Annotated in this window: 19 protein-coding genes; 15 read left to right on the top strand and 4 right to left on the bottom strand. The window is 68.0% G+C overall.

What is annotated here, in order from left to right; translation table 11 throughout:
* Positions 1-5: 5 nt before the first annotated feature.
* From AC1VNX_RS33480 to AC1VNX_RS33460, 5 genes are read left to right on the top strand one after another with little or no spacing between them, the layout of a single operon-like run.
* Entirely contained in the window at positions 6-446 is a 441-nt protein-coding gene (locus tag AC1VNX_RS33480) for a hypothetical protein (protein WP_483161795.1), read from the top strand.
* On the top strand, positions 443-3,118 hold the full coding sequence (locus tag AC1VNX_RS33475; RefSeq protein WP_483161794.1) for a DUF2169 family type VI secretion system accessory protein: 2,676 nt from the start codon (positions 443-445) through the stop codon (positions 3,116-3,118). Before AC1VNX_RS33480 ends, AC1VNX_RS33475 begins: the two co-directional genes overlap by 4 nt.
* Positions 3,115-4,170: a pentapeptide repeat-containing protein gene (locus AC1VNX_RS33470; protein ID WP_483161793.1), complete on the top strand. Its 1,056-nt coding sequence runs from the start codon at positions 3,115-3,117 to the stop codon at positions 4,168-4,170. The genes AC1VNX_RS33475 and AC1VNX_RS33470 overlap by 4 nt, the downstream gene beginning before the upstream one ends.
* A 20-nt stretch (positions 4,171-4,190) precedes the next feature.
* Complete coding sequence (locus AC1VNX_RS33465) at positions 4,191-4,883, top strand: DUF3540 domain-containing protein (RefSeq protein WP_483161792.1); 693 nt, start codon at positions 4,191-4,193, stop codon at positions 4,881-4,883.
* A gap of 37 nt (positions 4,884-4,920) precedes the next feature.
* The gene (locus tag AC1VNX_RS33460; RefSeq protein WP_483161791.1) at positions 4,921-5,304 is read left to right on the top strand and encodes a DUF4150 domain-containing protein; all 384 of its coding nucleotides are present in this window, start codon (positions 4,921-4,923) and stop codon (positions 5,302-5,304) included.
* Between the two features lie 36 nt (positions 5,305-5,340).
* On the opposite strand, the gene AC1VNX_RS33455 is transcribed toward AC1VNX_RS33460, so the two are convergent.
* From AC1VNX_RS33455 to AC1VNX_RS33445, 3 genes are read right to left on the bottom strand one after another with little or no spacing between them, the layout of a single operon-like run.
* Positions 5,341-6,174: a PP2C family protein-serine/threonine phosphatase gene (locus AC1VNX_RS33455; protein WP_483161790.1), complete on the bottom strand. Its 834-nt coding sequence runs from the start codon at positions 6,172-6,174 to the stop codon at positions 5,341-5,343.
* Positions 6,167-8,185: a type VI secretion system-associated FHA domain protein TagH gene (tagH, locus tag AC1VNX_RS33450; RefSeq protein ID WP_483161789.1), complete on the bottom strand. Its 2,019-nt coding sequence runs from the start codon at positions 8,183-8,185 to the stop codon at positions 6,167-6,169. Before tagH ends, AC1VNX_RS33455 begins: the two co-directional genes overlap by 8 nt.
* Positions 8,186-8,243: 58 nt before the next feature.
* Entirely contained in the window at positions 8,244-8,543 is a 300-nt protein-coding gene (locus AC1VNX_RS33445; RefSeq protein WP_483161788.1) for a TssQ family T6SS-associated lipoprotein, read from the bottom strand.
* Between the two features lie 248 nt (positions 8,544-8,791).
* On the opposite strand from AC1VNX_RS33445, the gene tssJ reads away from it, so the two are divergent.
* From tssJ to AC1VNX_RS33410, 7 genes are all read left to right on the top strand, one after another.
* Entirely contained in the window at positions 8,792-9,310 is a 519-nt protein-coding gene (gene tssJ, locus AC1VNX_RS33440; protein WP_483161787.1) for a type VI secretion system lipoprotein TssJ, read from the top strand.
* A 256-nt stretch (positions 9,311-9,566) separates the two neighbouring features.
* The gene (gene tssK, locus AC1VNX_RS33435) at positions 9,567-10,862 is read left to right on the top strand and encodes a type VI secretion system baseplate subunit TssK (RefSeq protein WP_240652263.1); all 1,296 of its coding nucleotides are present in this window, start codon (positions 9,567-9,569) and stop codon (positions 10,860-10,862) included.
* Between the two features lie 8 nt (positions 10,863-10,870).
* Complete coding sequence (locus AC1VNX_RS33430; RefSeq protein WP_483161786.1) at positions 10,871-12,277, top strand: DotU family type VI secretion system protein; 1,407 nt, start codon at positions 10,871-10,873, stop codon at positions 12,275-12,277.
* Positions 12,277-15,939: a type VI secretion system membrane subunit TssM gene (tssM, locus tag AC1VNX_RS33425; protein WP_483161785.1), complete on the top strand. Its 3,663-nt coding sequence runs from the start codon at positions 12,277-12,279 to the stop codon at positions 15,937-15,939. The genes AC1VNX_RS33430 and tssM overlap by 1 nt, the downstream gene beginning before the upstream one ends.
* 130 nt (positions 15,940-16,069) lie before the next feature.
* On the top strand, positions 16,070-16,783 hold the full coding sequence (gene tagF, locus AC1VNX_RS33420; protein ID WP_483161784.1) for a type VI secretion system-associated protein TagF: 714 nt from the start codon (positions 16,070-16,072) through the stop codon (positions 16,781-16,783).
* 82 nt (positions 16,784-16,865) lie between these two features.
* Entirely contained in the window at positions 16,866-18,935 is a 2,070-nt protein-coding gene (locus AC1VNX_RS33415) for a serine/threonine protein kinase (protein WP_483161783.1), read from the top strand.
* Positions 18,936-19,123: 188 nt separating this feature from the next.
* Positions 19,124-21,733, top strand: coding sequence for a hypothetical protein (locus tag AC1VNX_RS33410; RefSeq protein ID WP_483161782.1), 2,610 nt, complete (start codon positions 19,124-19,126; stop codon positions 21,731-21,733).
* A 68-nt stretch (positions 21,734-21,801) separates the two neighbouring features.
* On the opposite strand, the gene AC1VNX_RS33405 is transcribed toward AC1VNX_RS33410, so the two are convergent.
* Positions 21,802-23,346 carry a YifB family Mg chelatase-like AAA ATPase gene (locus AC1VNX_RS33405; protein ID WP_483161781.1) on the bottom strand — a complete coding sequence of 515 codons (1,545 nt, stop codon included), beginning with the start codon at positions 23,344-23,346 and terminating at the stop codon, positions 21,802-21,804.
* 214 nt (positions 23,347-23,560) lie between these two features.
* Here AC1VNX_RS33405 and AC1VNX_RS33400 point away from each other — a divergent pair, with 214 nt between their 5' ends.
* The 3 genes from AC1VNX_RS33400 (at position 23,561) to AC1VNX_RS33390 (ending at position 26,314) form a co-directional block, all read left to right on the top strand.
* Complete coding sequence (locus AC1VNX_RS33400) at positions 23,561-24,439, top strand: TorF family putative porin (RefSeq protein WP_483161780.1); 879 nt, start codon at positions 23,561-23,563, stop codon at positions 24,437-24,439.
* A 67-nt stretch (positions 24,440-24,506) separates the two neighbouring features.
* Positions 24,507-24,845 carry a P-II family nitrogen regulator gene (gene glnK / locus AC1VNX_RS33395; RefSeq protein WP_007833403.1) on the top strand — a complete coding sequence of 113 codons (339 nt, stop codon included), beginning with the start codon at positions 24,507-24,509 and terminating at the stop codon, positions 24,843-24,845.
* Between the two features lie 29 nt (positions 24,846-24,874).
* Positions 24,875-26,314: an ammonium transporter gene (locus tag AC1VNX_RS33390; protein ID WP_483161779.1), complete on the top strand. Its 1,440-nt coding sequence runs from the start codon at positions 24,875-24,877 to the stop codon at positions 26,312-26,314.
* Positions 26,315-26,485: the final 171 nt, after the last annotated feature.

Here is a 26,485-nt window from a genome sequence, read left to right as displayed (position 1 = left end):
ATCGAATGTCATGGTCTGACATAGTGCTCGGCACGGTGGGTGCGATCGCGATGGTCGCGGCGGTGGTCCTGTCCGTCTTCCTGGTGTGGAGCACCGTGGCCACCAACTCCGAATACAAGCAGGAGGAGCGGCACTGGGCGCAACTGCGGGGCCATGCACGGCATGGCGAGGCCGAGGTGCTCGGGCTCGCCCGTCCGCCCGGGCAGCTCACCAAGCGCAGCCGGCATGGCGCGGGCATGACGGCGGCCGAGCTGCGTCTGGCCTGGCGCGACGAAAAGGGCGAACTGCGCGAGGCCACCGTGAGGACCTTCATCGACGAAGACCTGCTCTCGACCTTCGTCAGGGGCAGCAGGGTGCATGTGCTGTATTCCGACACCGTGCCGCCGATGGTGGCTATCGACCGCGATCGCACCCAGGTCGAAATCCCGAGCACGACCGCCGCATGAAGATAGTCAAGCCGCTGCGCATGAGCATGCTCACCCGCTCTTTCATCAAGGACCGACGCCACTGGCTGGGGATGACGGCGATCGTCATGGCCGACGGCTTCGGCCCCGATGCGAAGCTGGTGCCCGAGCCCGACTGCTGGAAAACCTTCGCAGCCGAACTGGGCGACGATTTTTCCTTCGACCTGGGCATGCCCAAGGCGAACCCCGAGTTCCTCGTGACGGGCAATGCCTACACATGCCATCAGTCCGACCGCACGCAGAGCGCGGTGGCGATACGGGTAGGCCGGCGCACCAAGGCCCTGCATGTGTTTGGCGACCGCTTCTGGGTCGATGGCCGCGCGAGCGCGCCGCAATCCTTCGACACGCTGCGGCTCGACTGGCAGCATGCCTTCGGTGGTCCCGGGTTCGCCGAGAACCCGGAGGGCATCGGCCATGCCGATGAGCTCGTCAATGGCCTGCAAACGCGCCGCCTGCCCAACGTCGAGCTGCCGAATGCCATGCTGCGCCGGCCCGATCAGCAGGTCGAGCCCGCGGGGTTCGGTCTTGTCGGCATCGAGCGGCCCTCGCGCGCCCAGCGCCTGGGCAAGCAGTACGACGAGCACTGGAAACAGAATCTCTTTCCGGGCTATGCACGCGACATGGACTGGAACTACTTCAATGCCGCGCCGCCGGACCAGTGGCTCGCGCCCGGCGACGGCGAGCTGGCCGGCGCGGAGTTCGAGATCACGAACATGCATCCCGGGCATCCGGTGCAGCGGGGGCGCATTCCCGACTGGCGCGCCCGCGGCTTCGTGGTGCGCGGCAAGCATCACCTGAACAGCCTCGACGGGGCGGTGCTCGAAGACCTGCCGTTGCACCTGAGCACCGCATGGTTCTTCCCGCACCTGGAGCGTCTGGGCCTGATCTATCACGGCGTGACCGAGATCGCCGAGGACGATGCCGACGACATCAGCCACGCGATGATGGCGATGGAGGAGTGCAGCTCGTCGCCGCGACCGGTCGAGGAGTACCGCGAGGTGCTGGTGATCCGCTGCGAGGCCGAGGATCGCGCGCTCTACCTCCTGCATGACGAGCAGCTGATGCCCGAACACATCCTGGGGCCATGGCCCGAACTGGACATGTCCGCGCTGCCGCCGTCACCCATGCGGCGCAACATGGAGGCTCGCGCCGAGCGCATGCGCTCGGAAGTGCGGGAGAAGGCCAGGGCGGACGGCGTCGACATGAGCCGCTTCGAAGCGCCGGAAGGCGAACTGCCGCAGCACAAGCCGCCGACGTCGATGCGCGAGCTGCCCGCCTACATCGAGAAGACGCGAGCCCTGGTCGCGGAGCAACGCGCGAAGATGGAGCAGGCACGTGCCGAGATGGCGGCGGCGGCCGAGGCCAATGCGGTCGAATCGCGCAAGGCAGGCTTCGACACCTCGAAGCTCATGGAGCAGAGCGTCTCGACGAAGCCGAAGGGGCCGCCGAAGGTTGACGTCTGGCCGCGCATCGAGAGGCAGCGGCAGTCGGCCGCTGCGACCGGCGCGCGTCCCATGTCGCAGCAGGCGGCCGATGAATTGAAGCGGTTGTCCAGCACGGCGGGCGATCAGCTCATCGCCAATTACCGTCGCACGGCGCAGCATCAGGATGCGGCCGATGCGATGTCGCCCGAGGCGGCGGCGCAGGCCCGCGCGCAGGCCGAGCGCATCCTGGCCGGTGACCGAGATTTTTCCAACCTCGACCTTACCGGCGCCGATTTCTCGGGCATGGACCTGCATGGCACGCGCTGGCAGCGCACGCTGCTGGAGAGCGCCGACTTCAGCGGGTGCGTTCTCGACGGCGCCGATTTCAGCGAGGCGCTGCTGGTGCGCGCCCGCTTCTCGCGCACCTCGATGCGTGGCGCCGGTTTCACAAAAGCCAACATGGTGCTGGCCGTTTGCCAGAACACCGATTTCTCGGAAGCCCGCTTCGATCAGACCCAGCTCGACGAGCTGCGTGCAGAGGGCTGTGATTTCTCGGATGCGAAGCTCGACGACCTGACGCTGGACAAGGCCCGCCTGAGCGACTGCAGGTTCGACCGCGCGCAGCTCGTCTCGGTGGACTTTCTCGACGAGAGCGAATTGCACCGCGTCCGCTTCGACCATGCGCGCCTGCGCAAGGTCTCCTGGTACAACTGCGTCGTCTCCGGGATGGTCTTTGCGGGCGCGGCGCTCGACACCTGCGACTGGACCGACAGCGAATGCCGTGGCGGTGCCGATTTCTCGGATGCGCGCGTGGAGAGCACCTGCTTTGTCGGCGCGACCAAGCTGAGCGAGACGAGCTTCCAGCGCGCCGTGCTGATCGACTGCAACCTGCGTGACGCGATGCTGGACGCCACCGATTTCACCAATGCCCGGATGGACGGCACCGACTTCTCCAACGCCTCGATGCGCCGTGCCACGCTGGCGGGTGCCGATGCGCGGGATTCCAGCTTCGTGCGCACCGATCTCACGGGCGCAACGCTTGCCGGCGCGAACCTGATCGGCGCGAACCTGCAGAAGGCCTTGCTCGCATCCGCCAACTTTCAACGCGCGAACCTCTTCCAGGCCGACCTGGGCCAGTGCCTGATCGACAGATTCACCCGCTTCGACGAGGCCTACACCGAACAGGTCAAAACCGTGCCGAAGCGCGTGCCGGAGAAGGACACGCCATGACGCCCACACGCATCCAGGCCATGGTCCAGCGCGGCGACGAGGTCCGCGAGAAGAACCTGAAGGGGCTGAGCTTCCGCGGCTTCGACCTCTCGGGCGGCGTCTTCATGTCGTGCGATTTCAGCGGCGCCGACCTGTCGGGCGCGAAGCTCAACGGCAGCATGTTCAGCCAGTGCTGCTTCGCCGATGCGAACCTGGCCTCGGCGGTGCTCGTCGAATGCGTCTTCAGCCGGTGCGAGGCGCCCGGCGCGCGCATGCCCGGCGCGTCGCTCGACGACGTCATGTTCGAAAGCTGCAATCTGGCCGGGGTTGACTTCTCGGGCGCCGACCTGGGGCATGCATCCTTCGCCGACGACGTCCTGGACGGCGCGTCGTTCGCCGACGTTCGCCTGGAGAAGCTCAGCGTTCACGGAGGTTCGTTGCAGCGTGTCGATTTCTCGCGCGTGCAGGTGCGAGCCACCTTCTATCGGACCGATCTGCGCTCGGCGGTGTTCGCCGGCTGCAGCTACGACAAGACCATCTTCATCGAATCGAAGCTCGAGGGACAGGTCTTTCGCGGCCAGTCATTCGAGAACTGCCAGTTCACCGACGCCGATCTCCGCTCCTGCGACTTCGAAGGCGCGACGCTCGCGCGCTGCAACTTCAAGGGCGCGCTGCTCGAAGGCGGCAGCCTGCGACGCGTGCGCGCGCAGCAAAGCCTGTTTCCCCAGGTGCGCATGAAGGGCGTGGCGTGCACGGGCGGCGTGTTCACCCAGAGCATCTGGATCGACGCCGATCTGGAAGGCGCCGATTTCACGGGCGCCGATCTCGAGCAATGCGTGCTCCATCGTGCGCGCTGCGGGACGGCCAGCTTCAACGAATCGGCGCTGACCTATGCCGATTTCTCGTATGCCGACCTGCACGACGCCGATTTCAGCGGTGCCACGTTCATGCGCACGAAGATGCACCGCGCGCTGACCGAAGGCACGCGGTTTACCGATCGCGGCGGCCTGCTGCCGAACGATCCCGATCTGTTCGCGGCCGAGGAGTTCTCGGCGCGCGGAACCAGACCCTGACGAGTACATCGAGGTTGCCCATGAACGCCACTCCTCTGAGATCGCTTCCGACCCAGCCAACTGCGGCGGAGCATCGCGCGGGCCCGGAAGGCGGCGCAGTCAACGCGCTTGGAACCGTGGCCTCGGCACTGCCCGGCGGCCTCTACAGCGTCGAAAGCGATGGTCGCGTGCTGCATTGCCAGCGCGCCGCCAGCTGCCTGCTGCGTCCCGAAATAGGCGACCTGGTGCTCGTGAGCGGGCCCGATTCGAACCGTCTCTATCTCACCGCGGTGGCCGAGCAAGCCGATGCGCGTGCATCGCGCCTGGACGTGAGCGGGGACGTGACCCTGGCCTCCGAGCGCGGTGCGATCAACATCGAAAGCGCGACCCAGCTTTCGCTGCAAGGTCGCGAAGGCTTGCGCATGGATGCGCCGCAGCTGCGGATCGATGCCAATACGGCCGATTGCCGCGTGGGGCGGCTCGCCTACAGCGGCGAGGAGGCCGAGGCCAGGGTGCTCAGCGTGCGCGTCATCGGCCGTGTCTACGAAGCCATCGTCGAGCGGCTGGTGCACCTGAGCAAGACGGCATTTCGCATGACCGAGGGCATCGACCAGGTGCGTGCCTCCCACATCGACTACCAGGCCAGCGAGATGGCCCGACTGCATGGCAAGAACACCGTGGTCACGGCGCAGGACCTAATCAAGGCGGATGCCAGCCAGATTCACATGGGTTGAGCGGCAACGCACATCCCTAACTATTCAAGGAGACACCATGTTCGCCAATTGCCAATTGATGGGAATGGATCTGGCCTTCCCGGACGTCTGCAAGTCGCCGGCCATTCCGATTCCGTACCCCAACTTCGCGCTGGGCCCCACCGCGATTCCGAAGGCCTGGAACATCCTCTACCTGTGCACCCCCGCACATAACCTGGCAACGCGCACGCCGCTCACCTTCGGCGACAACGCGGGCATCGGCCTGGGCGTGGCGGTGCAGAGCGTGATGGGCGAGTCGCGGCACACGCTGGGCGCGTTCACGATGCTGATCAAAGGTTCCGCCCAGACGCGCGTGACGAGCATGACGCGGCAGAACCGCGGCAATGCAATGGGCATGCGCATCGTGCCGAGCCAGCCCAAGATCCTTGTGCTGATGGCCTGAGAGAGAAGAGAAAGGGCGGCGCGGCGAAAGGAAGCGTCAGGCCGCCTTGGGAATCGCAGGTGCCCCTGCCAGCGTCACCTGCTGCGGAAACCCCACCCATACAGCCAGCGCCGAGTAGTTGTCCTGCGAATCATCGGCCTTCGCCTCGGCCGCCCGGCGGATCAGCGCGAGCCATTCCTCCGCGCTGTCGGCCAGCTGCAGAGACCGCTCCATCACCTGCTGCGATATCAGCTGCCAAAGCCCATCGGTGCAAAGCAGAAAGGCATCGCCATCGGCCAGCCGCTGCGGCGCGGTGATGGTGGCCTCCGCCGTAGCACGCGCACCGAGCGCCCGATACAGCAGATTGGTCTTCACCAGTCTCTCGCCACCGTTCTGATGGCTCGCAGCCGCATCGCCAGATCGCTCCGACAGGCTGTGGTCCTCCGTGCGCTGCATCAGCGCGCCGCGGCGGAACCAATAGAGGCGGCTGTCGCCCACGTGGGCCCAGCAGGCCTGGTTGGTGATGCGGTCGACGAAGAGCGACACGAAGGTCGCGCTCATGCGGCTCTGCTCGGTCAGCTCGCGCTGCTTCGCGAGGATGGCGTCGTTCGCCGCCTTCACGCAGCGCTGGATGTTGTCGGCGGCCAGCGAAGGCGCGGCGACGAAGGTGTTGAGTGCTGTGTCGACCGCGATGCGCGAAGCAAGCTCGCCGCCCGCGTTGCCGCCGACGCCGTCGCTCACCACGAAGCAGCCGTTGCGTTCGTCGAGGTGGTAGCCGATGGCGTCCTGGTTGCCGCTGCGTTCGCCGACGCAGGAGAACTGCGAGGTCGAGATCGGCACGGCGATCGAGGAGGAGGAAGAAGACGATGAAGAGCGTGTGGCTTCAAGCACGGCGCATCTCCTTCAGCCGTTCCATTTCCTTGTCGTAGGCCTGCTGGAAGGCGCGGCCGAACACGGCCTGGAAATCGTCCTCGACGGCTGCCGTGGTCTCGGTGTGCAACTGCTGCAGCTCGCGCCACAGGCGTGCTTCGCGGCCGCCGGGCAGCAGCTTCTCGCCCAGGCTGCCGTCGTGCGGCGTCTCGCGGCTGAGGGCGGCGGGGTCGAAGCGCTTCAGCAGCGTGAGCAGCGCGGCGCGCATGCCGGCGACCATGCCGAGCTGGTGCGACTGCAGGTCGCCGAGCGCGTCGTGCACCGCGGCCTCGGGCGGCAGGAAGCCCGGCATGCGCGCGCCGAACATCTGCATCAGCACGGCGCGGCCGTTCGGCAGGATCTTGAACGGGTTGTTCTCCTCGTCGACGATCATCGTGATCTCGGCGCGCACCTCGCGCTTGAGCATGGCGCGCGATGACAGCAGCTCGATGGTGCCATCGGTGAAGGCACGCATGATGCGGCCGAGCCGCTGCATGGCCTCGATGTCGAGCGGCTGCTGGCCGGCGACTTCCGGAACGCCGGCACCTTCGAGGAAAGCTCTGAAGAGGGCTTCCGAGGACGACGATGAAAGCGCTGCTGCCTCGGTAGGTGTCGGCGTTGGCGCTGCGGCTTGCGGCGATGCGGCAGGCGCTGCCACCGGAGGCTGCTCCACGATGGGAGGCGGCTCGGGCTTGACCTCCTGAATTACGGGTGGAGGCGGCGGTGCAGGAGGAGGCGGCGGTGGCGGTGGCGGAACCGGTGAGGGCGGAGGCGCTTCCGCCTTCGGCGGTTCGACGACGGGGTCGCGTGCCGGCACTGGCGCCGGCATCGCCACCGGATTCGGCGGCCGGAACTGCGCCGCAACCTCGCGCGCATGGTTCGATTGGCTGTACCCCTGCGCGGCCGGCCGGTTGTTCTGCAGCAGGTCGACCGCCGGGTGCGTGTCGCCAGGCAACAGCGGATCGGTGTGGGTCAGCGCAGTAGGGCGTGGATCGGAGAGCGGCGAATGCGCGCTCTCGTCAGCCGCGAAGAAGGACAGCGGATCGACGCCGCGCTTGAGCGCCACGTCCGACATGTCCTTGGTCGCGTCGGGATTCAGTTCGGCGAGCGGATCGACCGGATTGCGGCGCGCCTGCGACGGCAGCTCGAAGGGCTCGTGCGCCATCGGGTCGGGCATCGGCGCTGGCGCGCTGTCGACGCGGCGCGGTGCGTTGGCGAGGATGGCGTCCCAGTCCGCGGCGGAAGGCATCTGCGACGAGCTGGTGTTCGGGCTCGGGCTCGGCTTCGATGGAGCTGATGGCGCAAGGGTGGCCCAGGGATCGGGTTGAGGCGCCGGTGCTGGCGGCGGCTGGTATTGCTGCTGCAGCGGTGGAACAAAAGCCGGGCTGGGCGCTGGTGCGAAAGCAGCTGGTGGCGGTGGCACGGGCGCCGCCTGGCGCGGCGGCGACGGCATTGCCACCGTGGGCTGCGTATCGCCGATGGGCAGTGCACCCTCGCCGAACAGGTCGGAGAAAACGTCGGATGCGCCGGAAGACGGCAGCAGCGCGTCGATGGGACTCGCTGCCGGCATCGGTGGCGCGGCCATCGCAGGTGGCGGGACGTATTGGACCGGCGCCGCAGATGGGGGAAAAGGAGGCGGCGGTGAGACGGGTGGCGAAGGAGGAGGGCGCACGGCGCGCTGCGCGCTCGAAGCCTCCAGCACATAGCTGCCGATCGCCACGCGGTCGCCATCGGCCACGCGCGATTCCTGCTCGTGCGCAAGCGCGCGTCCGTTCACGCTGATGGGCAGCACCGCGCTCATGTTGCGCAGCACCGCCACGCCGTCGTCGTCGAAGCGCACGGTGGCCTGCAGGCGCGAGATCTGCCGCTGCTCGTCGGGCAGCACGAGGTTGTTGTCGGGGCTGCGTCCGATCGTTCCTCCGGGCGCGGCGAGCAATGCCGAGGGGCCCGTGGCCACCGGCCTGCCTGCGTGTTCGATCACTGTCCAACGCATGGCTTCTCCGTGTTGGTCTTCTCGCGCCGCAGTGCCTGTGCGGCCGCGATGTTCTTCATCAACGCTTCATTCGCTTGGCGGCCTCGAACGCGGGGCCCCACACCGGGTGCTTGCGCTCCGCCACGTTGAGCTCGAAGGTCGGGAACGCATCGAGGATCTTGCGGAACTGCAGGCGGCATTCGGCGATCTGGTTGGCCACGCAGTAGCTGAAGGCTTCGAGCTTCATCGCGTCGAGGCGCGTGGCCGGCTCCGCGGCTTCGAACACCGACACGCCGCCGCTCTTGAGCGTGCTGAGTGCCTTGGCATAGTCGCCTTCGTCATACGCCTGCTGCGCCTTCTCGAGCGTGGTGCGCGCCACTTGCTGGCTCAGTCGTTCGGGTTGGGGCGCGGGCTCCGGCGGTGGTGTGGTCGTGCAACCGGCGACCGCAAGAAGAGCTAGCGCCAGAGCAGGCAGACATGACTTCAATCTTCTCTCCTACTTTGCAGAAGGCAATGAAAAGGCAATGCTTGAGACAGTGTGCCGCTCAGTTGCGACATGCACCCTATGCGCCATCGTAAGGGCGCGTGACTTCGATAATATAAGCCGCGAACCCTCGGGAGATTTCAATGCATCGACGAAGCTTGCTACAAGGCGCACTTGCAACCACACCGTTGTTTGCGGGCCTCATCAGCGGATGCGCATCGACGGCCAAGTCAATGCCCACGCCCTACGCCATCACGATCAGGATCGACGATGGCGTCAATCCCGACGGACGGGGCCAGGCTGCTCCCATCCTGGTGAAAGTCTTCGAATTGAAATCCTCCGGTAACTTCGAGACTGCAGACTACTTTGCATTACAAGACCGTGACCGAGAGACGCTCAGCACGGAACTGGTCAATGCCGATCAGGCAATCATGCGCAGCGGCGAAGAGCGGGTGTTCAAGCGCGAGGCCGCTCTCGACTCGCGCGCCATAGGCATCATCGCCGGTTATCGCAAGCTGGAGGCCTCACGATGGCGCATCGTGCTGCCGCTGAAGGAACCCAAGCAAACCAACCTGTACAAGGTGTGGCAGTTCTCGCCGAGTGAACAGGCCGTGCATGTTGCCGTGCGCAAGACAGGCATAGAGCTGCTACCAAGTCGTTAACTTTGGGGGCAAGGTACTGATTAGCTAGTACCAAAGTGCGAAAAATTCATAAGCGAAATGCGGTGCAAAACGTAAGACTCGACGTGTAGCATCGAGAGCAAAACAAGTGGACCGGGAGGCCGCCTTTCAGCGCATCTCCCGCTCCGGCGTGAGCACTCCCCAGGAGGTCTTTTTGGTGACAGTTCGCAATCCGGGCGCCGCAAAGAACGGCGCCCATCCGCAGGCATTGGCGAATCGCGTTGTGTGGTCCGAGGGCATGTACCTGCGGCCGCAGCACTTCCAGCAAATGGAACGCTATGTCGAGCAGTACGTGACGCGGCGCACCGCGGGCCTGCAAGGCGCCTACTGGGGCTGGCTGCACCTGGACATCGATCGCGACGCTTACGCGCTGGGCCGCGTGTCGCTGCTCGGCGGCGCGGGCGTGATGCCCGACGGTACGCCCTTCTCGTTCGGCGCGGAAGACGCACCGCTACCTTATGAAGTGCCCAACGACCTCACCGACGAACTCATAGTTCTCGCGTTGCCCTTACGCAGGCCCGGCAGCGAGGAAGTCATCTTCTCGGAAGACGAAGGCTCCGCCGCGCGCTTCGGCGTGATCGAGCGCGAGGTGAACGACGGCAATGCCGTCGCGCTGGGCCCGGCCGTGCTGCAGCTGGCGGCACCGCGCCTGCGTCTGGCGCGTGCTTCCTCGCTCACCGCCGAATGGCAGGCCATCGGCGCGGTGCGCGTGATCGAGCGCCGCACCGACCACAAGCTGGTGGTCGACGCCAACTACATCCCGCCCGTACTCGACGCATCCGCGCACGCCATGCTGCGCAGCATGATCGCGGAGCTGCACGGCCTTCTCACGCAGCGCTCGGAGGCGCTGGCCTCGCGCCTCTCGCAACCGGGGCGCGGTGGCGTGAGCGAGGTCTCCGACTTCCTGCTGCTCGAACTGGTCAATCGGTATCTCGCGCTGACTTGGCATGCGCAGCAGGCCGTGCAGGTGCACCCTGAAGAACTCTTCGTCGACTGGCTCAAGCTGGCCTGCCATCTGGCCACGCACACCTCGCCCACGCGCCGTCCGGTGCTGTGGCCGGTGTACGACCACGACAACCTCAACGAATGCATCCGCCCGCTGCTCGAGGAGTTGCGGCGTTCGCTCTCGGCCGTGCTCGAGCAGAGCGCGATCGCCATCGAGCTGGAGGAGCGCAGCCATGGCGTGCGCGTGGGCCGCATGCCCGACCCGGTGCTGGTGCGCAACGCGGGCTTCGTGCTCGCGGTGCATGCAGACCTGCCGGCCGACGCCATCCAGCAGCGCTTCCCCACGCAGGTGAAGATCGGCTCGGTCGAGCGCATCCGCGACCTCGTGCAGCTGCAGTTGCCGGGCGTGGTGGTGCGTCCGCTGCCGGTGGCGCCGCGGCAGATCCCGTACAACGCGGGCTACCACTATTTCGAACTCGACAAGAGCGGCGACATGTGGCGCCAGCTCGAGAAATCGGGCGGCGTGGCGATGCACCTGGCCGGTGACTTTCCCGGGTTGGCCATGGAGTTCTGGGCCATCCGTCCGTGAGGGACTCTATGAACGGTGTCAACGACATGGCCGTCGGCCCGGGAGGCTTCGTGCCGCCGAATCCCGGCGGCGGCAACGCCAATGGCGACATGGGCGGCATGGGCGGCATGCCGCCAGCCTCGCGCGGTGCCGGCATGGGAGGCGGCCTGGGCGCGCAGCCCGATTCCTTCACCGCCTGGCATGACGCGCGGCGCCCGCATGCGGGCGACACGGCGCTCGCGGGCAACAACCCGCTCGTGGCCGCGGCCAATCCGCTGCTCGACCTGATCCCGCAGATCCGTGCCACCGGCCACCATCCCGCGCCGTCGCAACTGCGCGAGCATCTCGTCGACGAGGTGCGCCGCTTCGAGACGCGCGCGCAGCAGGCGGGCATCTCGCCCGAAGTGATCATCGGCGCGCGCTACTGCCTGTGCACCGCGGTCGACGAGGCCGCCGCGCTCACGCCATGGGGCGGCAGCATCTGGTCGTCGCAGAGCCTGCTGGTGATGTTCCACAACGAGACCTGGGGCGGCGAGAAGTTCTTCCAGCTCCTGTCGCGCCTGGTGCAGAACCCGCAGCAGCACCTGCATCTGATCGAACTCATCTATTTCTGCCTGGCGATGGGCTTCGAAGGGCGCTTCCGCGTCATCGACAACGGCCGCTCGCAGCTCGAGACGCTCAAGCAGCGGCTGCTGCAGATCATCCGGCAGACGCGCGGCGAAATCCCGGTGCCGCTGTCGCCGCACTGGCAGGACGGCAGCGCGCCGGTGCGTCGCTCGCGCAACTGGCTGCCCGTGTGGGCGGTGGGCGCGGTGGCGGCGGTGCTGCTGGTGGCCGTGTTCGCGGTTCTCACCTTCAATCTCGCGGGCCACTCCGACGGCGCCTTCGCGGCCGTCAACGCGGTGCGCCTGCCGCAGGCCGAGCGTGCCGTGGTCATGCCGGCGCCGGTGCCGCGACTGCAGCGCTTTCTCGAACCCGAAATCCGCGAAGGCCTGCTGACCGTGCGCGACGAGGCGGATCGCAGTGTCGTGGTGCTGCGCGGCGACGGCCTCTTCGCTTCGGGCTCCGATCGCGTGCTCGACCGCTATGCGCCGGTGCTCGCGCGCGTGGCCGATGCACTCAACTCGGTGGAAGGCAACGTGCTGGTCAGCGGCTTCAGCGACGACCAGCCGATCCGCAGCGTGCGCTTTCCCTCCAACTGGCAGCTCTCGCAGGCCCGCGCCGACGCGGTGCAGAAGATGATCGCCGCCCGCCTTGCGCGGCCCCAGCGGCTGCGCGCCGAAGGCCGCGGCGACGCCGACCCGATCGTGCCCAACGACTCCGCCGCCAACCGCGCGCGCAACCGCCGCGTCGAGGTGACGCTGCTGGTGGCGCCGGTGGCTCCCGCGCCGCTTGCGGCGCCCGCTCCCGCACCGCAGCCCGGAGGCACCCGCTGATGCTGCGCGCCATCTTCCGTTTTCTCATCAGCCGCGACCTGTGGGTCTTCCTGGGCCTGGTCGCGCTCGCCTTCCTGATCTGGGTCATCGGCCCGGCCATCGCGGTGGGCCGCTATCGCCCGCTCGAAGACGAGATCGTGCGCATCGTGGTCATCGTGCTGATGTTCGCGATCTGGCTCGTGCGCGTCATCTATCGCAAGTGGCGCGAGCGCCGGCTCAACGCGCAGCTGCTCAACCAGCTGCGCACGCCTTCCAAAAGCGAGAAGGAGGCCAAGCCCGAGGACGCGCCCGAGATCAAGGAGCTGCAAAGCGGCTTCACCGATGCCACCAACATCCTGAAGAACATGCGCTTCGGCGCGGATGCCGACGGCAAGCCCGCGAGCCGCTTCTCGCTGTTCGACCGGCAGTACCTCTACCAGCTGCCCTGGTACATCTTCATCGGCGCGCCGGGCTCGGGCAAGACCACCGCGCTGGTCAATTCCGATCTCGACTTCCCGCTGGCCGACCAGCTCGGCAAGGCGGCGGTGCGCGGCATCGGCGGCACGCGCAACTGCGACTGGTGGTTCACCAACGAGGCGGTGCTGATCGACACGGCCGGGCGCTACACCACGCACGAGAGCAACCGCGAGACCGACGAGGGCGAGTGGAAGGGCTTCATCGAGCTGCTGAAGAAGTTCCGCCCGCGCCAGCCGATCAACGGCGCGATCCTCACCATCAGCATCGCCGACCTTCCGCTGGCCGACGACGCGCAGCGCGCGCGCCACGCGATGGCGCTGCGCAAGCGGCTGCTGGAACTGCGCAATGACCTGGGCATCGACTTCCCGGTGTACGTGCTGGTCACAAAGACCGACCTGCTCGCCGGCTTCAACGAATACTTCGGCTCGCTGGGTCGCGCCGAGCGGCAGCAGGTGTGGGGCTTCACCTTCCCGATCCAGGGCAACCCGGCCAGGGCCGGCAAGGGCAACAAGGGCGCGGCGCCCTTGGGCGGCGACCTGCGCGAGCGCTTCCACCAGGAATACAAGCTGCTGCACCAGCGCCTGGACGAGCGCCTGCCCGAGCTGCTGGCGGCCGAGTCCGACCCGATGCGCCGCGCGCAGGCCTACCTGCTGCCGCAGCAGTTCGCGAGCTTCGAGGACATCCTCGGCACCTTCCTGGCCGACGTGTTCAATCCGTCGAAGTTCGAAGCCGCGTCGATGCTGCGCGGCGTGTACTTCACCAGCGGCACGCAGGAAGGCACGGCCTTCGACCGCGTGATGGGCGCCATCAAGCGCTACCTGCAGGTCAACGCGCCGCCGGCGCCGCCGCCGGGCCCGGGCAAGAGCTACTTCCTGAAGGAACTGCTGCAGCAGGTGATCTTCCGCGACGCGGGCGTGGCCGGCACCAACCTGCGCTGGTACCGGCGCAAGCGTGCCATCGACATCGCGGGCTACAGCGTGATCGGCGTGCTGCTGGTGCTGTTCCTCGGCGCCTGCGTGAACAGCTGGCGCAACAACAAGGACTACGTGGCCGAGGTCGACACCAACGCCAAGGCCTTCAACAAGGCCGCCGCGCGCGGCGAGCTGCCCACGGTGGTCGACACCAGCGGCGACATCGCCAGCTCGCTGCTCATCCTCGACAGGCTGCGCGACCTGCCGAAGTCCAGCCATTTCGACATCGGCGATCCGCCCACCTCCTACCGCTTCGGCCTCTACCAGGGCGAGAAGCTGCAGGCGGCGACCGACGGCGTCTACCAGCGCGCGCTGGAGACCGTGCTGCTGCCGCAGGCCGCGCAGCGCGTGGAGCAGTCGCTGCGCGAAGCCGCCAAGAGCGACGCCGAATACAGCTACGAGGCGCTCAAGGCCTACCTCATGCTGTACGACGCCGAGCGCTACGATGCCGACTTCCTGCAAGCCTGGCTGCTCACCGACGTGGACCGCAAGATCGGCGCCTCGCTCACGCGCGAGCAGCGCGCCAACCTCGAGTCGCATCTGAAGGCGCTGTTCTCGGGCCGCGTGGTGACATCGCCCTTCGCGAAGGACGACAGGCTCATCACGCAGACCCGCGAGCGGCTGGCCGGCGTGCCGCTGGCGCAGCGCTCGTATGCGCGGCTGCGCCGCATCCTGCTGCAGACCAGCCAGCCCAATGCCTTCACCATCGCCGAGGCGGGCGGCGCCGAGTCGGCGCTGGTCATCCGGCGCGCGAGCGGCAAGCCGCTGACCGACGGCATTCCCACGCTCTTCACCTACCGCGGCTACTGGGACATCTTCGACAAGCGCATGGCCGAGACGGCGCTGTCGCTGGAGCAGGAAGACCGCTGGGTGCTGCAGATCCGCGCGCCGGGCATCGCCGACATCACTTCGCGCGAGCTGCTGCTGCGCGAAGTGCGCCGGCTCTACCTCACCGACTACATCAAGGTGTGGGACGACTACCTCGTCGACATCCGCCTGGCCGACAGCCGCTCGCTGCTGCAGAGCATCCAGATGACGCGCGTGCTCTCGACCGCCGAGTCGCCGATGTCGCGCATCATCCGCGGCGCCGCGCGCGAGACCGACCTGCTGCGCAACCACGACGAGGCCGCGCGCAGCCTGCTCGACCAGGCGCAGAACCGCGTGCAGAGCACGCGCGAGCGCATCGAGCAGCTCATCGGCCAGCCTGACGGCAGCCAGCGCCGCAACACGCGCGTGGACCGGCCCGAGTCGCTGGTGGACAACCACTTCGAGCCGCTGCGCCGCATGGTCACGGCGCCCAAGCAGGGCGGGCAGGCGCCCATCGACGCGACCGCCGCGCTCATCAACGAGCTCTACAACTTCCTCACCGCCACCGACACGGCGCTGCGCAGCGGCAACATCCCGCCGACCAGCGACGCGGTCACCAAGGTGCAGGCCGAGGCCGGGCGCCTGCCGGTGCCCTTCCAGGGCATGCTGAACGACCTCTCGGCCACCGCGTCGTCGAAGGCGGCGGCGGTGACGCGGCAGAACATCGGGCAGAGCGCGGCCGCGAGCATCGGCTCGTTCTGCAACCAGGCCATCGCGGGGCGCTATCCGTTCACGCGAGGTTCGAATCGCGACGTGGCCTCGGGCGACTTCGCGCAGCTGTTTGCGCCGGGCGGGATGATGGACGACTTCTTCCAGAAGAACCTCATCACGCAGGTCGACACCTCGGTCAACCCATGGGCCTTCAAGCGCGGCGTGGACGGCAGCGCAGCCGGCCGCTCGGCCTACCTCGATTCCTTCCAGAAGGCGCAGGCCATCCGCGACGTGTTCTTCTCGGGCATGGCGGGCGGGCGCACGCCCTCGTTCACCATCGACATCCGGCCCGAGGACATGGACGCGGCGCTCACGCAGTTCACGCTCGACGTCGACGGCCAGACGGTGCGCTACGCGCACGGCCCGCAGGCGCCCAGCACCATCAAGTGGCCGGGCCCGCGCAACAGCAACCAGGTGCGCCTGCAGGTCACCACCGCCAACGGCACGCCGGCCGGCGGCATCGTCACCGAAGGGCCGTGGGCGCTGCACCGGCTCTTCGACAAGGCTTCCATCTCCGCGGGCAGCTCGCCCGAGTCCTTCAACGCCAGCTTCGACCTGCAGGGCAAGAAGGTAGTGCTCGCGGTCACGGCCAACAGCGTCTACAACCCGCTGCGCCTGCCGCAGATGAACAGCTTCTCCTGCCCCGGGAAATCATGAACACCCCCAGGCTTCGCGCACTTCGTGTCGCTTCTCCTACCCCCTTGCAGGGGGCAACACCAGCGGCCCGGCAAAGCCGGTTCCGCGGTGTTCCTGGCATATGCCGCGATGTTGTCTTGAGGCATATGCAATGAACAGCAGCATTCCACCGCAGGCCTGGGTGCCCGTCGACGAGCAGATCGGCTGGTACGGCAAGCTGCCCTCCGCCGGCGACTTCCTCTATCGCCGCATGCCGCGCGAGCTGCAGGCCTGGTGGGACCGCTGGATGCAGAACGGCCTGGGCAGCTTCAAGCGCTGGCCCGACGCGATGACGCGCCACTACGCGGTCGCGCCGGTCTGGAACTTCGCGATTCCCGCCACGCAGGGCGTCGACGCGGTGCAGTTCGGCTGCATCGCACCCAGCTGCGACCGCGTGGGCCGCTATTACCCCGTGTGCATCACGCTGCAGGTGGCCGCGCGCAGCTACCGCCCCTCGGTGCTCGAAGGCTCGGCCGACTGGTACTGGCAATGCGGCAGCGCGTTGCTGCAGGCCATCCGCCATGGCGTGGCGCCCGACCAGTTCGACAGCCAGGTGCTGGCGGCCGGCCGCGCGGGCTTCCAGACCGCCAGTGGCGGCTCGGACGACATTCTTTCGATCCTCGGGCCTACGGCCGGTGGCGCCAGCGCCCAGCAGCGCCTGGCCTGGCCGGAGCTTCCACTGTGCTTCGACCCCTTCGGCAGCACCAGCTACTGGTGGACCAACCAGGCCGACGGGTCGCCGTTGCGCACCGCAGCCCATGGCGGCGGGCTCAACACGCCGCTGTTTTCCAAGTTGTTTTCGCAGGGACATGTGCCATGGGCATGAACAAGAAGAGCCATATCGGCCGGCAGGCCCGGGGGGGCTGTGAGGGCCACGGGGGCGGCCGTCCCGCAGGAGGAAAAGAAGCATGACGACCACGCACGGCATCGGAAGCCCGGCGGCCGACACGCAGGACGAGCGCCCGCATCCGCTGGGCGTGAACCACCGCCTCGACGAGTTCGAGCTGCTCGAGGTGATCGGCGAGGGCGGCTTCGGCATCGTCTACCGCGCCTACGACCATTCGCTGCAGCGCGAGGTCGCCATCAAGGAATACATGCCCGCGATGCTCGCGCGCCGCGTGGGCGACAACAGCGTGCACGTGCGCTCCGAGCGGCTCACGGCCACCTTCGAGGCGGGCCTGCGCAGCTTCATCAACGAGGCGCGCACGCTCGCGCAGTTCAGCCACCCGGCGCTGGTGCGGGTGCATCGCTTCTGGGAGGCGAACTCCACCGCCTACATGGCGATCCAGCTCTACAAGGGCCGCACGCTGCGCCGACTGGCAGAGGACGAGCCGGGCAGGATCACCGAGCCCTGGCTGCTCGGCATGCTGGGGCCGCTGCTGGGCGCGCTGGAGACGCTGCACCGCAGCCAGTGCTTCCATCGCGACATCGCGCCTGACAACATCTTCATCCAGCAGGACGACCTGCCGGTGCTGCTCGACTTCGGCGCCGCGCGCAAGTCCATCGCCGACCTCGTCGACGAGGTGGCGGTGATGGTGAAGTCGGGCTACTCGCCCATCGAACAGTACGCCGACGACAACACGCTGTTGCAGGGCGCATGGACCGACCTGTACGCGCTGGGCGCGGTGCTGTACCGCGCGGTCACCGGCCATCCGCCGCCCTCGGCCGTGGTGCGCAGCGTGCAGGACGCCTACGTGCCGCTGTCGTCCATGGGGCGTGACGACCTGAGCCCGGCCTTCTGCGCCGCCATCGACCACACGCTGGCCGTGCACAGCAAGGACCGCACGCAGACCGTCGCCGCCTTCGCCGCCGAACTGGGACTGGTGAAGCTGGGCGACATCTACGTGAGCGGCATGGGCGTACCGACGGTGATCATTCCCGCCGCGCCCGTGTCGGCCACGCCACCGCCTCCGCAGTTGACGCCGCAGCAGTTCTCGCCGGTGTCGGCGCCGGCGCCGCTGGAACCGATGCCCATGCCGGTGGCGGCACCCGAACCGGTGCGGGCGCCCGCACCGCAGGAAGACCGCGGCAGCCGTGCCAAGGCGCAAGCCGCGGCGGCCCACAAGGCCGCGGCTGTTGCACCCGCTAAGAAACAGAAGCCCAGGCGTCCGCCATGGGGCATGGTCGGCGTGCTGCTGATCGCGCTCGTCGCCGTGGGTGCCTGGATCGGCCTGCGCCTCACCTCGGGCATGCAGCCGCAGGAGCCCAAGACCGCGATGGTGCCGGTGCCGCCGCCGACCGATCCGATGTCGAGCAACACCGCGCCGCCGGCGGTGATGCCGCCCGCGGGCTCCGGTGGCGCCACGCCGTCCGCCACCGACGGCGTGCCACCGTTCGCGGCCGGCGGTGCCGCCGCGCAGCCCCCGGCCACGGTCGCCAGTGCGCCCGTCGCATCCACCGCGCCACTGGCACCGCTCGAAACCGTCCCGGTCAACACGCCCGCGACCACGCCGGCAACACCCGCTACGCCAGCGACGCCGACGACACCGGCCACGCCGCCCGAATCCGCGCTGGCCACCGCCGAAGCCGAGGACTGGAATCTTGCGCAGAGCGAGAACACGCGCGAAGGCTACGAAGCCTACCTGCGCCGCTACCGTCGTGGCCTGCATGCGCGCGAGGCGCGCAACGCCATCGCCGAGATCAACCGGGTCTCGCCGCCCTCGGTGCCCGTCGCTCCCGGCACGCAGCCGCCCGGAACCACCACCGTGGCCGGCGCCACGCCCGGCACGCCGGGCGCCACTGCCACCACGCCCGCAGCGGCGCCAGGCATGGGCCGTGTGCTGTTCAACGTGCGGCCCTGGGGCCAGGTGTTCGTCGATGGCGCGGACCGTGGCGTGAGCCCGCCGCTGAAGTCGCTGTCGCTGCGCCCCGGCATCTACAACATCGAAGTGCGCAACGGCGACCTCGAGGTGTTCCGGCAGCGCGTGACGGTGCAGGACAGCAAGTCGGCGCCCGTGGTGAGCCACGAGTTCAAGTAGCCCGATCCAGGGGGCCGGCAGGGCTTTGGCCATAGTCCGCATCCTGCTTTTGCGGGATGGCGCGGCGCATGTCCGTGCGGGAAGAATGCGTCTCTCCCGCGCGAAGCCGGCTTCTTTCTCCCTCTCCAGTTCAGTCCGCCTTCCGTGGGTGTCACCGCAGCCGGTCATCGGCGCGCAGGAGGACCACCGTGAGCGCGACAACAAGCATCGCAGAGGAAGAACGGCCTGAGCCCGGTGCCGCGCGCCGCACCGAGCGCGTGGCCGTGATCGCCATCCACGGCGTCGCCGACCAGAAATCCGGCGACACCGCACGCGCCATCGCCTCGCTGATGGTGAACACCGGCACGCCGCAGGCCCGCTACAGCCATGGCGACTGCGACAGCTTCATCGTGGCGGTACCGCCGCTGAAGGCCATGGCGGGCAACCGCTCGTCGAAGCCGCTGCCTCCGGGCTCGACCCGGCGCGTCCAGCCGTCCATGCAGGCGCCGGATTCGCTGGGCAAGGCTTTCGAGCAGTCGCTGCGTTCGGACTTCCTGCGCGATGAATGGATCGTCGGCGGCGGCAAGCCGGATGTTCCCGCTGCCGCTGCCGCTGCTGCTGCCGCTGCCGTCGCTGCCGCGAACCGGGGCCCCACGCCCAGGGCCATGATCTCGGCCGACGCCGGCATCGCCTTCAGCGACTACCTGCTCGCGAAGTGGAAAGGCGCCGACAACGAGGCCTACGAAGCCACCCGCATCCGCATGACCCGCACGGAAGCCGGCACGGGCGCATCGCCGCAGCAGGTGGACGTGCACGAGATGTACTGGGCCGACCTGTCGCGGCTGTCCGGCGTGCTGCCGCGCATCGTCACAGAGCTCTTCACCGTGGTGTTCCGCCTTTCGCTGCTCGGGCGCGACGCCGTGGACCGCGCCAGTGCCGAGGCCGGCCTGCGGCAGCCGGACGGCAAGCCGCCGCGCCGCTGGCACTGGCTGGCGAACCTGCAGCGCGGGCTGGACTGGGCCTTTTCCAACCTGCTGGCCAATCTGTTCTCGCAGCTGCTGCTGATCGGGTTGCTGATCGTCGCCTGGGGCGTGGCGCAGCCGCACACGGCCGTGTTGCGCACCGTGCTGGCCGTGGCGGCACCGGCGCTCGCGGTGTGGTGGTACTGCTACCGGTACGGCGCGCAGCCCGCGAACCGCTTCGCTGCCGCCGCCTGCGCGATCGCCGCGACGGTGCTGCTGCACTGGGTGCCGGCGCCCTGGGTGGTCGGGCTGGGCTGCCTGGGGCTGCTCGGGCTGCTGTTCGACTACGTCCTGCGCGTGGCGGCCGCGCGCTTTCCGGCGATGCGCGCCGTAGGGCTCGCTTTCCTGGCCGCCACGACGCTTCTGATGCTGGGCCACCTGATCGCGAATGCGGTCGTGCCAAGGGCTCAGCCGGTCGACCTGCACGACTGGGTGCGCGCCGGCATGCGCGCGTTCGAATTCATGCTGCTGGGCATCGTGATCTGGTGGGCCGCCGCGGTCGTGCCGTTCCTGCTGTGGTTCGTCTTCGGCCAGGCCGCGGCGCGCGACGGCGATGCCGCGCGCGGCAGCGTGGCGACCGGGCGGCTGGGGCTGATGGTGTCGATGGCCTCCTTCGTGGCGCTCTCGATGGCCATCTGGGCCCTGCTCACCACCTTGGTGGAATTCGGCGCCGCGGGCACCTCTTATTGCCCGCTCATCTTCGACGTGGCCTCGGGCTGCTTCGACAAGGGCTCCACCTTCCTGCACCTGCGCTACCTGCGCAGCACCGAGACCTTCGTGCTCGCCGCGGGCCTGACGCTGGCGCTGCTGCTGTACATGATCGTGGTGCTGGTGCCCAGCGTGCTCGCTGAAATCAGGAACGGCGTGGGCACGGCGCAGAACCTGGGGCGCTGGCTCAGCGGCGGCTATCGCCGGCTCGAAGCCGTCGTCACCGGGCTCGCGGCAGCCAGCGTGGTGGTCGCCGCCGTTGTCGGCGTGGTCCTGCTGCTGGCGCGCTGCGGCATCCTGCCGAAGGACCTGATCGGCGGCGCGTACATCGAATGGTTCGGGCCGCTGTCGGAAAGCGTGCTCAAGCCGCTGGTGCTCAGCGCGGCCACCGCGGCCGCGGCGCTCTCGGCCTTCGGCGGCGTGCTGTCGCGCTATGTGCCGTGGCTGCGGCTGCCACTCGACGTGGCGCTGGACGTGGACAACCATTTCCGCGAGTTCCCGCGCAACGCCATTCCGCGCGCGCGGATCTTCTCGCGCTACGTGGCCCTGCTCGAACACGTGGCGGCGCAGCAGTACGACCGCATCGTGATCGTGGCGCACAGCCAGGGCACGGTGATCTCGACGGAACTGCTGCGCTACCTGCAGCACCGAGCGCAATGGCAGGCCGACGCCGGCATCGACGACCGCGTCACGCGGCTGTGGCCGCAGCTGCAGGGCAAGGTCCACCTGCTGACGGCGGGTTGTCCGCTGCGGCAGCTGTACGCGGCTCGCTTTCCTCTTCTCTACGAATGGGTGGGCCGGACCACGCTGCCGGGCAACAGCGGTCCGCTCGCCTCCGACGTGGGCGCCAACCGCTGGATCAACCTGTACACCACCGGCGACTACGTGGGCCGCTGGCTGTGGTGCGACCCGCCACCGGCGATCGACACCGTGGGCGGTCACGCGACGCTGTGGAATCCGGCGCCGGCCTTCACGGCAGCGCCGCGCGGTGCCGAGCACGACGTGTGCATGGGCATCGGCGCGCACACGCACTACTTCGAGCAGGGCGGGACCTATGCGGCGCGGTGGATCGATTCGCTGGTGAGCTGACGTGACGATGCGCTTTCAGGCGAAGAGCCCGCGGTAATGGTGGTTTCGACGACCTGCAGTTCAGGCGCTCAAGCCGCCCCGCGCAACGCCCGGCGGTACTGCACCGCCTCGGCCAGATGCCCGACCTGCACCGCTTCCGAACCAGCCAGGTCCGCGATCGTCCGCGCCACCTTCAGCGCCCGGTGCGTGCTGCGCGCGGACCAGCCGAGCTTGGCGGCCGCGTTGAACATGAACCCGCGGGCGGCGTCGTCGAGCGCCGCGTGGCGGTCGATGGCCGCGCCGTGCAGCGACTGGTTTGCATGGCCCTGTCGCTGCATCGCGCGCTCGCGAGCGGCGACGACGCGTTCGCGGATGCTGTCGGTCGATTCGCCCGCGGGCGCTTCGAGCAGCAGCTGGGCCGAGACTGGAGGCACTTCGATGTGCAGATCGATGCGGTCCAGCAGCGGGCCGCTGAGCTTGCCCTGGTATCGCGAGACCTGCTCCGGCGTGCAGCGGCAGGGCCTCAATGAAGAGCCGAGATAGCCGCAAGGGCACGGGTTCATGGCGGCGACGAGCTGGAAGCGCGCCGGGAATTCGGCGCGCCGCGCGGCGCGGGCGATGGTGATCGTACCGGTCTCCAGCGGCTCGCGCAGCGCTTCGAGGGCGGATCTGGCGAATTCGGGGAACTCGTCCAGAAAGAGAACGCCGTGGTGCGCGCGCGAAATCTCTCCGGGGCGGGGCGGAGAACCTCCGCCAACCAGTGCCACCGCACTGCAGGTGTGATGAGGCGAACATGTAGGCCGTGCCATCCACCGCTCGGTCGCGAAGCGCCCACCCAGGCTGGCCACGGCCGCGCTCTCGAGTGCCTCGTCGATATGCATCGACGGCAGCAGCCCCGCGAAGCGTTGAGCAAGCATCGACTTGCCCGAGCCCGGCTCGCCCACCATCAGCAGGCTGTGCCCGCCCGCCGCCGCGATCTCGAGCACGCGCTTGACGCCCGTGTGTCCCTTCACTTCGCACAGGTCGGCGTATCGGGGCGAGGCCGCATCCGGTGTGGCCCGGATGCGCGCCCAGCCGTCGTCGGCGGTGTCGGGCAGCAGGGAGGCGGCATCGTCGACGGACACGAACTGGCGCACCACGTCCAGCAGATGCCTGGCCCCGTACACCTCGCCGCCCGGGACCAGCGCGGCCTCCTGCGCACTTTCCAGGGGCAGCACCAGCCGCGTCGCGACGCCGCGCGTGTGCAGCGCCAGCGCCATGGCCAGTGCACCACGAACGGGCCGCAGCTCGCCCGACAACGACAGCTCCCCGGCGAATTCATGGCCGGCGAGCCTGGCGTTGTCTATCTGGCCGCTGGCCGCCAGGATGCCCAGTGCGATGGGCAGATCGAAGCGCCCGGAGTCCTTCGGCAGGTCGGCCGGGGCAAGGTTCACCGTGATGCGTTTGTTATTGGGGAACTCCAGCCCCGCGTTCTGCAGCGCCGATCGCACCCGCTCTCGCGCCTCCTTGACCTCGGTTTCGACCAGGCCGACCAGCGTGAAGCTGGGCAAACCGTTCGCCAGATGCACCTCTACCGTGACACTGGCCGCTTCAAGACCCAGCAAGGCGCGGCTTTGCACCAAAGACAGTCCCATTCCTCTCCCTCTCCCCAAGATGGTGCGCACTTTTTGGGCAATCCCGCGGTGGTGCGGCGCACCGTGCATCTGCAACCACTCGCAACAGCTGTTGTAACGATTTGGCTCTCAACCGCGCCGTGGACGCGGCTGCAAGGGGCGGCATTCGTGCACTTTGGCACGCTCCCTGCTTTGAACCCTCCGGTCCAACAACACACTTGCGAGGAGTTCCCTGATGACGCACCGTACCGCCGCCCAGGCGCTGATCGTTCTGGCCACCGCATTGACCGCATCCGGCGCGGCCCTGGCGCAGACTGCAACGACCGACGCCGCAGCAGCGCCTGCGGCAGCTCCCGCACCGAACCTGACCGGCAACGTGTCGATCACCACGAACTACAAGTTCCGTGGCCAGGACCAGGACATGATCGGCAAGAACGACTACGCCAAGACCAAGGGCTTCAAGCCGGCCATCCAGGGCGGCCTGGACTACGCCTTCGGCGACAGCGGCTTCTACGTGGGCAACTGGAATTCGAGCGTCAACTGGCTCAAGGGCAACAGCATCGAGATGGACGTGTACGGCGGCTACAAGTTCAAGGCCGGCCCGCTGGACATGGACGTCGGTGCGCTCACCTACATCTACCCGGGCAACTCCGCGGGCAACACCACCGAGCTGTACGTTGCGGGCACCTACGCCAACGAAACCCTCGGCTCGTTCACCGCCAAGTACTCGCACACCGTGTCGAAGGACTACTTCGGCTACGCGGGCAACAAGGCCGGCTCGGGCCTGAAGGGCACGAACACGGGCTACCTGAACCTGTCGTACAGCAAGGAGATCGTGCCCAAGGTCACGCTGAAGGCCGCCGTGGGCTTCACCAACATGTCCAGCGACATCCGCAGCCTGGGCTACAAGAGCTACGTCGACTACAACATCGGCGCGAGCTACGACTTCGGCAACGGCCTGTCGCTGACCGGCTCGGTCCAGGGCGCCAACAAGAAGAACTCGTACCTCGCCGTGAGCAACCCGGGCGTCGACTACGGCTTCGGCACCTTCGGCACGACCTACTACTCGCCGAACAAGGCGCGCTTCATCCTCACGCTGACGAAGACGCTGTAAGCCATACAACAACGAGGTGCGGCCCAAGCTGCCGCGCCATTCCATTTCCATCCGAAGGAGAAAACTCATGAAGCTGGTCACAGCCATCATCAAACCGTTCAAGCTCGACGAAGTGCGCGAAGCGCTGTCGGCCATCGGCGTGCAGGGGATCACCGTCACCGAGGTGAAGGGCTTCGGCCGCCAGAAGGGCCACACGGAGCTCTACCGCGGCGCGGAGTACGTGGTCGACTTCCTGCCCAAGGTCAAGATCGAAGCGGCCGTCTCCGACGACCTCGTCGATCGCGTGATCGAGGCGGTGGAAGGCGCGGCGCGCACCGGCAAGATCGGCGACGGCAAGATCTTCGTCTACAACCTCGAACAGGTCGTTCGCATCCGCACCGGCGAAACGGGCCGCGAAGCCCTCTGATCGAGTCCTGGCCCGAAAGAACAACGACTATGAAAAAACTGCTTGTCTCTCTTGCGCTCGGTTTGAGCGTGCTGGCCGCCGGTACCACCGGCTTCGCGCAAACCCCCGCCGCGGCCACGGCCGAGGCTCCGGCTGCGTCGGCACCCGCTGCCGCCGCTCCCGCCCCGGCTGCTGCGCCCGCCGCTGCCGCAGCCCCGGCCGCCGCCGATGCAGCTCCGGCTGCGCCCGCCGCGGCCCCCGCTCCGAAGATCGACTCCGGCGACACCGCCTGGATGCTGACTTCGACCCTTCTCGTGATCCTGATGACCATCCCCGGCCTTGCGCTGTTCTATGGCGGCCTGGGCCGCTCGAAGAACATGCTGTCGGTGCTGATGCAGGTCTTCGTGATCTTCTCGCTGATCAGCATCCTGTGGGCCGTCTACGGCTACAGCCTGGCCTTCTCGGGTGACGGAAACTTCTTCGGCACCTTCGACAAGATCTTCATGAAGGGCATCACGCAGGAAACCTTCGGCGCGCTGACCACGATTCCCGAATACGTGTTCGTCGCCTTCCAGGGCACCTTCGCGGCCATCACCGTGGCGCTGATCGTCGGCGCCTTCGCCGAACGCGCCAAGTTCTCGGCCGTGCTGCTGTTCTCGGTGCTGTGGTTCACCTTCAGCTACGTGCCGATCGCCCACATCGTGTGGGGCGGCGGCCTGCTGGGCAAGGACGGCGCCCTGGACTTCGCCGGCGGCACCGTGGTGCACATCAACGCCGGTGTGGCCGGCCTGGTCGGCGCCTACATGGTCGGCAAGCGCGTCGGCTACGGCAAGGAAGCTTTCACGCCTCACTCGCTCACGCTCACCATGGTCGGCGCTTCGCTGCTGTGGGTCGGCTGGTTCGGCTTCAACGCCGGCTCGGCCGGTGCAGCCAACGCCGTCGCCGGCCTGGCCTTCATCAACACGGTGCTCGCCACCGCTGCCGCCGCGCTGTCGTGGATCCTGGGCGAGAGCCTGCACAAGGGCAAGGCCTCGATGCTGGGCGCTGCGTCCGGCGCCGTTGCAGGCCTCGTGGCCGTGACGCCCGCCGCCGGCTTCGTCGGTCCGATGGGTTCGATCGTTCTGGGCCTGCTGGCCGGCCTGGTCTGCCTGTGGGGCGTGGGTGGCCTCAAGCGCATGCTCGGCGCCGATGACGCGTTCGACGTGTTCGGCGTGCACGGCGTGGGCGGTATCCTGGGTGCCATCCTGACCGGCGTGTTCGCTGCCAAGGGCCTCGGCGGCACCGGCGGCGCGACCCCCGACACCTTCGCGATGGGCGCACAGGTCTGGATCCAGATCAAGAGCGTGGCGCTCACCGTCGTGTGGTCCGGCGTGGTTGCCTTCATCGCCTACAAGATCGCCGACCTGACCCTCGGCCTGCGTGTGTCGGAAGAAGAAGAGCGCGAAGGCCTCGACATCTCGTCGCACGGCGAAACCGCATACAACCGTTGATCTGCTTTGGCGGGCCTGCCCTAGGGCAGCCCCCGCCACTGAATGAATGACCACCACCACTTACTACAAGAAGAATTCTCCGTAACGAGTTTTTCAAGCGAGGTCTCCTTTGGATGTTCAGCCCGCCAGCGCTCACGCGCCAGCGGGCATTTTTTTGTCTGTGCCCATGGT

The sequence above is a fragment of the Variovorax sp. TLI9-5A genome, from assembly GCF_056867935.1.
The sequence above is the reverse complement of the archived record's forward strand: the minus strand, read 5'-3'. Positions and strand labels throughout refer to the sequence as shown.